The 11,449-nt window shown below is 73.3% G+C and carries 11 protein-coding genes; 5 read left to right on the forward strand and 6 right to left on the reverse strand.

Annotation, left to right across the window (positions count from 1 at the left end; genetic code table 11):
* Together BLW04_RS16320 and BLW04_RS16325 are read left to right on the forward strand one after the other, a co-directional pair.
* Positions 1-315: transposase (locus tag BLW04_RS16320; RefSeq protein ID WP_139306822.1), on the forward strand; the 315-nt coding region annotated here is incomplete at its 5' end.
* A gap of 24 nt (positions 316-339) precedes the next feature.
* Complete coding sequence (locus tag BLW04_RS16325) at positions 340-735, forward strand: hypothetical protein (RefSeq protein ID WP_091543412.1); 396 nt, start codon at positions 340-342, stop codon at positions 733-735.
* On the opposite strand, the gene BLW04_RS16330 is transcribed toward BLW04_RS16325, so the two are convergent.
* The 3 genes from BLW04_RS16330 to BLW04_RS26830 all read right to left on the reverse strand — a co-directional run bounded on the left by BLW04_RS16330 (position 710) and on the right by BLW04_RS26830 (position 3,289).
* Positions 710-1,807, reverse strand: coding sequence for an acyltransferase family protein (locus BLW04_RS16330; protein WP_175484093.1), 1,098 nt, complete (start codon positions 1,805-1,807; stop codon positions 710-712). The two genes, BLW04_RS16325 and BLW04_RS16330, sit on opposite strands and share 26 nt — an antisense overlap.
* 250 nt (positions 1,808-2,057) lie before the next feature.
* On the reverse strand, positions 2,058-2,780 hold the full coding sequence (locus BLW04_RS16335; protein WP_091543419.1) for an SGNH/GDSL hydrolase family protein: 723 nt from the start codon (positions 2,778-2,780) through the stop codon (positions 2,058-2,060).
* 371 nt (positions 2,781-3,151) lie between these two features.
* Positions 3,152-3,289 (reverse strand): hypothetical protein, encoded by a 138-nt coding sequence (locus BLW04_RS26830; RefSeq protein ID WP_175484094.1) that lies wholly within the window; start codon positions 3,287-3,289, stop codon positions 3,152-3,154.
* Between BLW04_RS26830 and BLW04_RS16340 the strand changes: the two genes are divergently transcribed.
* Positions 3,276-3,656, forward strand: coding sequence for a hypothetical protein (locus BLW04_RS16340; protein WP_139306871.1), 381 nt, complete (start codon positions 3,276-3,278; stop codon positions 3,654-3,656). The two genes, BLW04_RS26830 and BLW04_RS16340, sit on opposite strands and share 14 nt — an antisense overlap.
* Positions 3,657-3,691: 35 nt before the next feature.
* Here BLW04_RS16340 and BLW04_RS28585 read toward each other — a convergent pair whose 3' ends face one another.
* Genes BLW04_RS28585 through BLW04_RS16350 form a run of 3 tightly spaced genes read right to left on the reverse strand, consistent with a single transcriptional unit; the run spans position 3,692 to position 5,668 of the window.
* Positions 3,692-4,333 (reverse strand): 4Fe-4S dicluster domain-containing protein, encoded by a 642-nt coding sequence (locus BLW04_RS28585; protein ID WP_254781682.1) that lies wholly within the window; start codon positions 4,331-4,333, stop codon positions 3,692-3,694.
* Positions 4,249-4,689 carry a 4Fe-4S dicluster domain-containing protein gene (locus BLW04_RS16345; RefSeq protein ID WP_254781684.1) on the reverse strand — a complete coding sequence of 147 codons (441 nt, stop codon included), beginning with the start codon at positions 4,687-4,689 and terminating at the stop codon, positions 4,249-4,251. Before BLW04_RS16345 ends, BLW04_RS28585 begins: the two co-directional genes overlap by 85 nt.
* Positions 4,690-4,729: 40 nt before the next feature.
* Positions 4,730-5,668 (reverse strand): alkaline phosphatase family protein, encoded by a 939-nt coding sequence (locus BLW04_RS16350; protein ID WP_217631083.1) that lies wholly within the window; start codon positions 5,666-5,668, stop codon positions 4,730-4,732.
* A gap of 461 nt (positions 5,669-6,129) precedes the next feature.
* Between BLW04_RS16350 and BLW04_RS16355 the strand changes: the two genes are divergently transcribed.
* Both BLW04_RS16355 and BLW04_RS16360 read left to right on the forward strand, forming a co-directional pair.
* Entirely contained in the window at positions 6,130-8,814 is a 2,685-nt protein-coding gene (locus BLW04_RS16355; RefSeq protein ID WP_091543427.1) for a putative bifunctional diguanylate cyclase/phosphodiesterase, read from the forward strand.
* The gene (locus BLW04_RS16360) at positions 8,811-11,435 is read left to right on the forward strand and encodes a diguanylate cyclase domain-containing protein (RefSeq protein WP_091543430.1); all 2,625 of its coding nucleotides are present in this window, start codon (positions 8,811-8,813) and stop codon (positions 11,433-11,435) included. The genes BLW04_RS16355 and BLW04_RS16360 overlap by 4 nt, the downstream gene beginning before the upstream one ends.
* Positions 11,436-11,449: the final 14 nt, after the last annotated feature.

Here is an 11,449-nt window from a genome sequence, read left to right on the forward strand (position 1 = left end):
GGCGCGTTCCGGCTGCTGGCGGACAAGGCGTACTCCCATCCCAGTACGCGGGCGCACCTGCGGGCGAAGAAGATCGCTCACACGATTCCCGAACGCAGCGACCAGATCGCACGCCGCAAGGCCAAGGGCTCGGCCGGTGGGCGACCACCGGCCTGCGATGCCGAGCTCTACAAGGACCGCAACACCGTCGAACGCGGGTTCGGCCGGCTCAAGCAGTGGCGCGCTATCGCCACCCGCTACGACAAATACGCCACCACCTACCTCGGCGGTGTCCTCCTCGGCTGCATGATCATCCATCACCGCGTCCGCAGTTAGCAGACACGCTCTAGCCCCCGGGCGATGCACAAGGTGTTCACCCTGCGGGAGGCCGCGCTGCTGAGCGCCACGCTGCCCGAGGGCGTCCTGGACGGCTCCGGGCCAGTCGAGCGCGGCCAGGTCTTCGCCGCGCACCTCGCGGCGGCCCGGCGCTCGGCCAGGGGACGGTTGGCCCACCTGGACATCGAAGATCCGATCGAGGGGCCGCCGGAGCTGCACGACCGCGTCGTCGGGGAGATCGCCGGTGCGCTGTCGATGGTGTTAGCCGTCCTGGCGCCGGTTCCCCCGGCCGACGCCCCCCCGGCCGAGCAGACCCTGCGGATCGTCCGTCTGCCGCCGGTCCCGCCGCCGCGGCCCCGTCGAGGTGAGCCGGCGGAGGGGACCGGCTTCCCAGTCAGGCCGGGCCGATCCGGTCCTTGAGCCGGAGGAACGGGCGCTCGACGTACCGGTACGACAACTCGGCCAGCAAGGAGGTACCGAAGCCGAGCGCCAGCGTGCGCCAGCCGCCGAGCTGCAGCCCCAGGTTGAAGAGCACGACGAACGCCGGGTAGTGCATCAGGTAGAGGCCGTGGGACCGCCGCCCGGTATAGGTGATCGGGGCCCAACTCAGCAGCCGGGCGAGTCGGCCCTCCCGGGCCACGTACACGTGGGTGACGAGTACGCCGGCGGCAACGGCCAGACCTGTCATCGCTGCACGCAGCAGGTCGGTGTCGCCGTGATGTGGCCAGTACAGCGCCGCGATGGTGAGCAGCAGGGCGCTCGGGCCGACCAGCCAGGCGCTCGCCCGGCGCACCACGGTCGCACCGAGCGCTGAGCGCGCGGTGCACGCGACGAGCACCGCCGCCGCGCAGCCGGCCAGCAGATTGTCGGCCTGGGTGTCCAGCCCATTGGCGATCCGGCCATAGGAGTTGGCGTCGTGAGTGAGGAACAGCCGGACGACCAGCGACGCAACCGAGCCGGTCACCGCCACAACCGCCACCGCGGCCAGCCGGCGGGTGAGTGCGAGCGTCGCCCAGAGCACCAACGGCCAGAGCAGGTAGAACTGCTCCTCCACTGCCAGCGACCAGGTGTGTTCCAGCAGTCCGAGGTGCCCCAGACCGTCGAGGGCACGAACCCAGTTGCCGACGTACAACAGTGCGGGGAACACGCCGGCGAGCGTCTCCGGGCCGCGCACAGGGTGCGGCGTCAGCAACGCGTACAAGGTCAATGCAGCGGCCAGTGCCAGCAGCGCTGGGTAGAGACGCAGCAGCCGGCGCAGCAGGAACGCCCTCAGGGCGATCCGCCCCGTGTGCTGGTGCTCGCGCAGGAGCAGCGACGTGATGAGGAAGCCGGAAAGGGCGAAGAAGACATCGACACCCACACTGCCGCCGCGTACCGGCAGCGTGGTGTGCGACGCCATGACGACCAGCACGGCGACGGCGCGGAGACCATCGAGCGCCGGGACGTACGGGAGCTGCCGTCCCGGCCTGTCGGTGGCCTCCCCGGCGGCCACCCCCGACAGCCGGTGTGCGCCCCGGGACCGGCGGGTCGTCCGTTGCGGGTCCGCAGTTCCGGTCGCAGTGCCGGTCGCAGTGCCGTAGACCATTCAGACCCTTCGACGTTCGTTGGTCGTGCCCCACGCTGGGTCGCCACGCCGATGGGACCTCACCGACTTGTCACGTCCAGCGGCGTCTGTGGCGGCAGAGACGCGTGTGCCCGATTGGTGCTCCAGGATTCAGCGCCGAGTTCCGGCGGAGCCGCTTTTATTGCTGCTGGCTGAGCGCGGCGGTCACCCACGGGGTGATCAGGTCGGCCAGGTGGGCGTGCCCGGCGTCGGTGGGCGACACACCGTCGGAGCTGATCAGGCCAGTCGGCTGCGCGAACCAGTTCCGGGCGATCGGGTCGACGAAGGCGACTCCCGCGGCTGTCGCGGCGGTCTTGACGGCATCCCGGTCGTCGAGCACGTCGGCCGGCGGCTCCCCGTCGCTCCAGACAGGGCCGACCACCACGACGATGGTCGACGGGGCGGCGGCGCGGACGTCGTTGACCACCTGTTGGACCTGCGCCAGGACCTCTGCGGCGTCGGCGGAGCGGTCGTTCCGGCTGCCGACCACCAGGGTCACCGCGGCGTCGGGCACCGGTGCGGTCTCGACGAGTCCGGCGTAGTCCTGTCCGGTCGAGCCGACGGAGACGTAGCCGGCTTGGGGCACCGCGTGCAGCGACAGGGTCATGCCCGTCCTCGCCGCGACGAGGACCGGCCAGCCTGCGGCACCCAGGCCACCTTCCTCGTTGCCGGCGGCGTATCCATCGCCGTAGACGGCCAACACGCCAGGGGCCGAGGTCGGCGCCGCGGATGCAGGGGTCGGCGGCGCCGACGTCACCGCCCCGGTGCTCACCGACATCTGCGTGTCCGCCTCACCCACCGACGCGCCCGCGTCCCGCTCCCGCGTGAGCAGGAAGAGCACCACGTTGGCCACTACCAGCATCGCGAAAACGGCGATCGCCCACCGCGGCGGACGCTCCAGTCCCAGTCCCCCCGCATGCCCCGGACCCTAACCGTGGCCCGCCTCCACGCGGGGACCTCGTCTAGAAACCGCCGTGCGTCACCACATCCGCCGCACCCGACCCATGGCAGTGCACCCAGCGCGGATCCCTACAACAACGGCTACAGGTCGAACCTCCCGTCATGTCCACCGAGGCGCTGCACCCGGGCTTCGCCGCGACTCTCAGCAAGGCCCTGGCCAGGCGCCTCCGGTCACGACAACCACTGTCGGCACCACAGCAGTCAGGTCAGTCCCGGGTCGCCTCTGACGCCTCCACAAGCACACGGAAGACGGCCAGGACCCGTGGTGCCGCGTCAGCGGGTGACCGACCGCGCCAGCCCATCGTCCGGCGCCCCGCCGGCCGCCGCCCGCTCGGCCGCCTCGGCCTGGCGGGCCGCCAGCCGCGCGCGCTGCGGGATGACGGTGCACTTCGGGTCCTTGGCGCTGGCCATGCCGGCGTCGAAGACGCCGATCCGGGTCAGCGCCGAGCCCGCCGCCAGCAGCGCCCCGCTGACGATCGCCGACGCGCGTCCGGCCGGCCAGCAGGATCAGCCCGACGCCGCCCATGGTGCAGGCCTTCGCGGCCCGCAGCAGCGTCCCGGCCCGGCCGATGTGGTAGGGCTCGCTGACGATCCCGTGGCCGTGCTCGACCCGGTGCGCCGCGGCCAGCTCGATCGCCGCCCCGACCACGGCCACCTTCCGCGACGACCCGGCCTCGGCCACCGGCGACGGCGCCATCGTGATCCCGCCGCCGGCGGCCGGCGCCGACCCGACGAACAGGAACGGCAGCTCGTCGTGCGGCTCGTGCCAGCTCGGTGAGGCCGTGTTGGCCAGCAGCACCGCGGTGTAGGTGGTCATCGGGCCGAAGACCGCGGCAGCCACTGCGCCGCCCTTGCGCAGGCCGGGATGAAGCGGGCCACCTTCAGCGCCCGCACCGGCGGGATCACGGCAGCGCGTGCAGCCCCGCCGTCGACATGGTCAGCGCGCTGAACGGCGACAGGATGTAGGAGCCCACCGACAGCGGCGACGTCGGCTGGAACACCCGCAGCATGAGCAGGAACCGCATCGGCCGGCCCAGGGTCGACGATCAGCAGCCCCACCGACGCCAACGCCCCGCCTGCGGCGGCGAAGTGCGCGACCTTCGTCAGCTGCGGGCGCTGGGTGAACTCCCCCAGCGCGCCGATGACCTGCGGCAGGCCGCAGACCTCCGGCTCGTCGAGCAGCAGGAAGAACGCGCCCGCACCGCCGACGCCGTCGTCGGTGTCCCGGCCGTAGAGCCGCGCGGTTTCCACGCCCTGGCCCTGCAGGGTCGCCAGTCGGGCGTCGGCCCGGGCCTGCAGCTCGTCGAGGTTCCCGAACTGGATCGACTGGGTCGGGCAGGCCGTCGCGCACGCCGGCTGCAGCCCGTCGGTCAGCCGGGCGTAGGACATCGTGCACTTGAAGACCCGGCCGTCGTCCGTGCGCTGGTCGATGACGCCGTACGGGCAGGCCGGCACACGCAGTAGCCGCAACCGTTGCAGATGTCGCTCTGGACGACGACGGTGCCGAACTCGGTGCGGAACAGCGCACCGGTGGGGCAGACGTCCAGACAGCCGGCGTGCGTGCAGTGCTTGCAGACGCCCGACGACATTAGCCAGCGGAATTGCTTGTCCGCGCCGGACTGGCCGGTCTGCGGGTCGAACTCGCTCAGCGCCTCGACGTTGAGCACGCTGGTCTGCGCGGTGAGCACGCTGTCGGCCTGCGGGCTCACCGGGTTCGTCGGCAGGCCGGGTGTCCTGCCGGTCGTCGCCGGCCGTCGATGAGTCGGCATCGGCAGGTCGACGCTGCGGCTCTGCTCCCCGAACGGCCTCACCGACGTCCTCCTCCTGGGTCGTCCGGGGTGCTTCCCCGCCTCAGCCGCCGCTGCCTGCGGAGATCCCCACGAAGGGCTGGGCTGCCGCCGCCTCACCGAGCGGCTCGAGGCCGTACATGTCCTCGAGCGTGCGCAGCAACGAGTAGTGGTCGATGTACTGCTGGCTGCTCACCGGCAGCACCCCGGCACCGGTGACCAGGGTCGCGATGTGGTTGGTCACGCTGCCGTCGTCCTCGTCGAAGGTGACGATGAGCAGGCTGTTGTGGTCCGTCGCCCAGTCCAGGTAGGGCCCGAGGTGGTCCGCGGCCCAGGCATCGCCCACGGACACGTCGCAGTTGTGCATGTCGTTGCACAGGTTGGGCACGACGAAGGAGACCGTCGGCAGCTCGGCGAAGTCAGTCGGCATAGCGGTCAGTGGCTGGTTCACCGACGCGGGGAGGTCTGCATAATCTGCCCAGGGATTGTGCTTGCGGGCGTAGTCGGGCGCGTGGCACCCCCGGAAACCGGGCGCGGGCAGGTCTTCGGAGTAGCCGACGAACGACTGGCCCGCAGCGGCCAGCTGGCTGGCAAGGTTCTCCCCGGTCAGCTCCACCGGGCAATGGTCGTCGCTGACACCCTGCATCGACCCCGAGAACATCGCGAGGTAGTTCGGCTGGCTCGGGTGCGTCACCCCGTGCGCATCCCGGAACTGTGTGCCGGAAGTGGCCACCGACGTCAGGAACGGGGCCCGGTCGGTGCCGAGGGCGTCCTGGGCGTCGGTGTTCTCGAAGATGACCACCATGACGTGGTCCGCGCGCGGCAGCGGGACGGCGGCCGCACCGGTGTCCGGGTCCGGCCCACGGTCGGAGGCCTGGGAGGCCGGGGAGGCCTCGGAGGAGCAGCCGGCCAGTGAGCCCACCGCGAGGGCGGCGGCGACGGCCATCGACCAGGTCGCGCGGCCGCCCGGTGCGGGGCGCAGACGTCTCGTCCGTCGCCACATCAGCTCATCATGGCAGCACCGAACCCGCCGTTGTCCACCGTTGGGCGGGACGTCGTCCAGCCAGTGACGGGCCCTGGGGGCTGGTGCAGCAGAGTAGCGTTGGGGGCAACGACCCAGGAGGCACCCCATCATCAACGAGGTTGGTACCTGCACCCACGGCCATCTCGGCTGCACGTGCGGCGGCGACGAGGCCGTCCACGCCGAGCGCTCCTCGGAGATCACCGCTGCCCAGGTCGGGGAGGTGGTCGAGTGCCCCGAGTGCGGTGAGCCGAGCAGCCCGCTGCGCATCGTGACGTGGGGGCACTGCCGTGCCTGCCGCACGGCGGACTCCCGCGCCAAGCGCCCACTCCGCTGGTGACCCGCTCCGCGCGCACCGCCGTGCCCGGGTCGGACTCCTCCTTCGGGTGACACCGGTCGCTTCACCGGTGCAGCCCGCGTGTGTTCCGCCCGACAACTGACCTGTGACCACTGGACCCCTCGCCGCCGCCCCGGCGCGCGCCGTGTCCGTTCCCCCGAGCGGCACGGCCATCCCGGGCGTGCGCCGTCCCCTCGCGCTGGTCCTCCTCGCCACGGTCCTCACGGTCGCCTGCGGTCTGCTGCCCGGTCCGTTCGCCGTTCCCGCGACCGTCACGCTGGACTTCATGGCCGCCGCGGCGACGGTCGTACTCCTGGCGCTCGCCGCCCGGCGCAGCGCCCACCCCGCAGGCTGGCGTTGGTACGCCGCCTCGGTGGCCGTGGGGGCCGGCGGTGCCGCTGTCGCGGCCATCGCCCTGCCGTGGGGCCAGACCGCGCTGGGCAGCGTCCCCGGCCAGTTGCTGGTCGTCGTGGCGATCCTCCGGATGCTCGACCGCACCTCGCTGCGGGCGGCCCGCGCTCAGATGGCCACGATGCTGACCCTCTTCGTCGTCGCCGACCTGCTGACCGTGCACACCATCTACCGCATCACCATCGGCGGGCACGCCGCCCTGGCGATGTCGGAGACCGTGGCGCTGTTCGCCCTGCTGACCAGCGTCGCGGTCGGTACCGGCTTCACCCTGGTCCTGATCGCCGTCACCGGGCCGCAGCAGCGCCGGGTCGGCTGGCTGCTGTTCGCCAGCTCGGTCACCACGGCGCTGGCCGGCGCCCTCTCCTCGGTCGCCACCCGCCCGGGCCCGCTGCAGTACCTGGCCTGCGGGGCCAGCGTCCTCGGCCTGGGCCTGCTGCCCATCGCCTGCCGACTGGACTGGCCCTGCCCCCGCTCGCCACAGATCGACAGCTTGCCCGGTGGCTCGACCGTCGGCGCGCTGCTGCCGCACGCCACCGCGCTGATCGGTGGCTCGCTGCTGCTGCTCAGCGTCCCGCTGACCGGCCGGCTCACCATCGTCGGCACCTCGCTCGGCATGGCCGGGCTCGTGGCCCTGCTGGCCCACCAGACGGTGTCCTGGCGCACCCAGCAACGGCTGACCAGCGAACTGCTGCGCAGCGAGGCCTACTTCCGCACCCTCGTCCGCGGCAGCGCCGACCCGGTGGTGATCCTCGACGAGGAGCTACGAGTGCGCTGGGCCTCCCCCACGATCACCGAGCTGCTCGGGCTGGACCCGGTGCGCACCATCGGCCTGACCATCGCCGAGTCCGTGCACCCCGACGACGCCCCGGGCCTGCTCGGCACGCTGTCCGCCGCCCCCTCGACCGGCGACGCCGACAACAAGACCCGCACCGCCCGGATCCGCCACGTCGACGGTCGCTACCGGCTCATCCAGGCCCGCATCCGCGACCTGCGCAGCGACCCGGACGTCGGCGCGCTGGTCCTCTACTGCCGCGACGTGACCCCCGCGACGCCTGCACCGGCCGCCGAGTCCCACCTGAGCTCGTTCAGCACCGTCGACCCCGGCACCGGGCTGCCCAGCCGCTCGGCGCTGACCCTTCGGCTGGGTGCCACGCTGCGCCACCCGTCGGCGACGTCCACGTCGCTGGTCGTGCTCGGGGTCGACGGGCTGCCCGAGGGCGACTCCGGCGAGGTGCTCCGCGAGCTCACCAGCCGCATGTCCCGGGTGCTGCGCGGCGACGACTGGCTCGCCCGCGCGGCGGTCAGCGAGTTCGCCGTCCTGGTCAACGGCACCGTCGCCGACGCCGAAATCGTCGCCGCCCGGCTGGTCGCCGCCGTCGAGCCGCTTCCCACCGCACAGGGCACCGTCCGGCTCACCGCCGCCGCCGGCGTCAGCCCGCTCTACCGCGACGTGGACGCCGGTGAGGCGCTGCGCCGCGGCGACCTCGCCCTGCGCAGCGCCCGCGCCGCGGGCCCGGGCCGGGTGCGCCGCCACTCCGACGCGCTGCGGATCACCCAGGACCGGGAGGACGCGCTGCGCGCCGACCTGGTCCACGCCCTGGACGACGGCCAGCTGCACCTGCAGTACCAGCCGGTCATCGACCTGGCGTTGCACCGCACCGTCTCGGTCGAGGCGCTGCTGCGCTGGAGCCACCCGATCTACGGCGAGGTCTCCCCCGCGGAGTTCGTGCCGCTGGCCGAGGAGTCCGCGCTGATCACCGAGCTGGGCCGCTGGGTGCTGAACCGGGCGACGGCCACGATCGTCGCGCTCCCGCACCACGACCTGGGCGTCGCGGTCAACGTCTCCGCCCGGCACGTCCGCAGCGGCGAGCTGGTCTCCGACGTGCTGGCCGCGCTGGAGTCCAGCGGGCTGGCCGCCGACCGGCTGATCCTGGAGATCACCGAATCGGTGCTGCTGGACGACGACCACGTGACCACCGACCTCGCCGCGCTGCGCGGGCTCGGCGTCCGGATCGCCGTGGACGACTTCGGCACCGGCTGGTCGTCGCTGGCCTACCTGGTCGGCCTGCCCATCGACGTGCTCAAGATGGACCGGCAGTTCCTCGCCGACGTCGAGACCGATCCGCAGCGCCGGGCGCTGTGCAGCTCGGTGCTGCACCTGGGCACCAGCCTGGGCCTGTCGGTGGTCGTGGAGGGCGTGGAGACCCAGGCCGAGCTGCAACTGCTGCGCGACATGGGCCACCGCTTCATCCAGGGCTTCCTGCTGTCCCGCCCGCTAGCCCCCGAGAAGCTCACCCGCCGGCTGCCGGTCGACGACGGCGCCCTTGATGAACCGGCCCGCGCCGCCGCCCCGCTCCGTCCGCGCAGCGGTGCCACGTGAGCGAGCGTGCGAGCTCCCGCTACGAGCACAGCAGTCGCCGCGGGATCCGTGAGCTGCTGGTCGTCCTCGCCGTCAGCCTGGCCGGCATCGGCGCCACCCTGCCGTTCTCCCCCGGCGACAGCCTTCCGCAGTGGGACAACCTGGTGCTGGCCGCGGCCGCCGGCTGGGCGACCTGGCGGGTGGCCCGGCTGATCCGGGCGATGACCCCCGCCGCCCGGCGGCCCTGGCGGCCGCTGGTCGTCAGCGGGGTGCTGTTCACCAGCGCCAGCCTGCTCACCGGCGCCGGCGTGGGCGGGGCCTTCGGCCGCTCCGGCGTCGGCGACGTCCTGCTGCTGCTCGCGGTGGCCGGTCCGACCGTCTGCTGCGCCCTCCTCGCCGGCCGCCGCAGCGCCGCCCGCTGGCCGGTGCTCGCCCTGGACGGCGTCCTGGTCACCGTGGCGCTGGTCGTCGTCGTCGACGTGCTGGTGCTCTCCCCCGCCGTGCGGTCCGGCTCGCTGAGCCCGGACCGGGTGGCCCTGGTTGTCGGCTACGGCATCTACCCGGCCGCGGCCCTCGGCCTGGCCGGCGCGCTGTGCACCGTCACCACCCGCGCCGTCCGCCGCTCTGCGACGGCGATGATCGTGATGACCGGGTTCCAGGGGCTGGGATCGGCGCTGCTCGCGGTGCTGGTCTTCCAACCCGCCGCGGTCGTCGTCGGGGCCGCCGACGTCGCCACCGTCCTGACGCTGATCGCCGGCGTCCTCGCCGTCCGGCTCGCCCCGACCGACACCGCCGACACCTCCCCGGCCGCCACCGCCCCGGCCGTCACCCGCGCCGGCCTGGTCATCGTCTCCGGCGCGCTGGTCGGGGTGCCCGCCACGCTGGTCGCCGCGCTGGTGCTGGACCTGCCCCTGTCCAGCGGCGCCATCGGCTGCTCCGCCGCGGTGATCCTGCTGCTGCTGCTGCGCATGCTGGTGCGGATCCGCGACACCGGCCGGATGTCGGAGGACCTGCTGCGCAGCGAGGCCGACTTCCGCGGGCTGGTCGAGGCCAGCTCGGACGGCGTCGCGATCGTGGACGACGAGTTCCGGCTGGAGTTCACCTCCCCGGCCGCCCGCACCCTGCTGGGCATCGTCCCCGAACTCGACCCGCATCCGGTGCTGCTGGACCTGCTGCACGCCGAAGACCGCGCCCGGGTCCGCGACGAGCTCACGGCGACCGTCGGCGACGTCGCCCCCGCCCTGCAGCTGCGCGTGCGGCCACCCACCGGGGAGCCGCGCGACCTGGAGGTCACCCACCACGAACGCCCCGGCAGCGGCCGCCGCGTGCTGCACCTGCGCGACGTGACCACCCGGCGCCGCCGCGAGCGCGAGCTGGAGCGGATGGCCTTCACCGACCACCTCACCCGGCTGCCCAACCGCGCCATGCTGTTCCAGGAGATGGCCGCGCTGTCGGTCTCCACCGGCGAGCGCTGCCTGCTGGTGCTCGACCTCGACGGGTTCAAAGCCGTCAACGACTCGGTCGGGCACGAGGCCGGCGACCTGCTGCTGGTCGAGGTCGCCCGCCGGCTGCAGGGGCTCATGCGCGCCGACGACCTGGTCGCCCGGCTGGGTGGCGACGAGTTCGCCGTCCTGATCGCCGGCACGCAGGAGGCCGCCGTCGAGACCGCCGAGCGCGTCGTCGACCTGCTCGCCCAGCCCTACCGGGTCGGCGGGTGGACCTTCTCCGTCGGCGCGAGCGTCGGGCTGACCCGGGTCCGTCCGGGCGGCGGCCAGCTGGCCTTCCGGGAGGCCGACGGTGCGCTGCGCACGGCCAAGCAGGCCGGCAAGGGATGCTGGCGGGTGCACTCCAACGACCGGCTCCGCCTGGCCACGGCCACCAGCGACGTCGCGGGAGCGCTCGGGGACGGCGACGTCCAGCTGCGCTACGACCTCATCGTCAACGGCGACACCGGCGTCTACGCCGCCGCCTGCGCGACCCCCGTCTGGGTGCACCGGGAGCTGGGCACGCTGCGCGCGGCCGAGCTGTGGGCCGCCGCCGAGCGGCAGGGACACACCGGGCTCCTGCAGCAGTGGCTGCTGCGCCGGGCCTGCGCCGAGATCGCCGCGTTCAGCGACATCCTGCTGCTGTGCGTGGACCTGCCCGCCGGGTACGTGCACGCCGACGAGCTGGCCGGCGAGGTCACCGCGGCCCTCGCCGAGGCCGGCATGGCGCCCGCCCGGCTCATCCTGACCTTCACCGAGGAGGTGCTGCAGACCTCCTCGGCGGCGCTGATCCCCGCGCTGCACGTGGTGCACGAGGCCGGTGTCCAGCTTGCCCTCACCGACTACGGGATGGGCTCGACCATGTGGGCCCTGCTGGCCCGGGTGCCGCTTGACATCGTGATGGTCGACGTCCGCGACCTCGCCCAGCCCGGGGACACCGAACGCGCCCTGCTGGTGCTGTCGGCCATCCACCGCAGCGCCACGAGCTTCGACGTCCGCACCGTGGCCACCGCGACCGCCAGTCGGGAGATGTTCACCGCCATCCACGCCCAGGGGCTGGTGGCGATCGGCGGGCCGGTGCTGCCCAGCGACCTCGACGCCGGCGAGGTGGCCGCCGTGCTGCGCCGCACGCCGGTCGCCGCCGTCGCGGTGTCCTGAACGCCCCGGCACCG

It is taken from the genome of Modestobacter sp. DSM 44400 (assembly GCF_900107175.1).
In the GTDB taxonomy this organism is placed as follows: domain Bacteria; phylum Actinomycetota; class Actinomycetes; order Mycobacteriales; family Geodermatophilaceae; genus Modestobacter.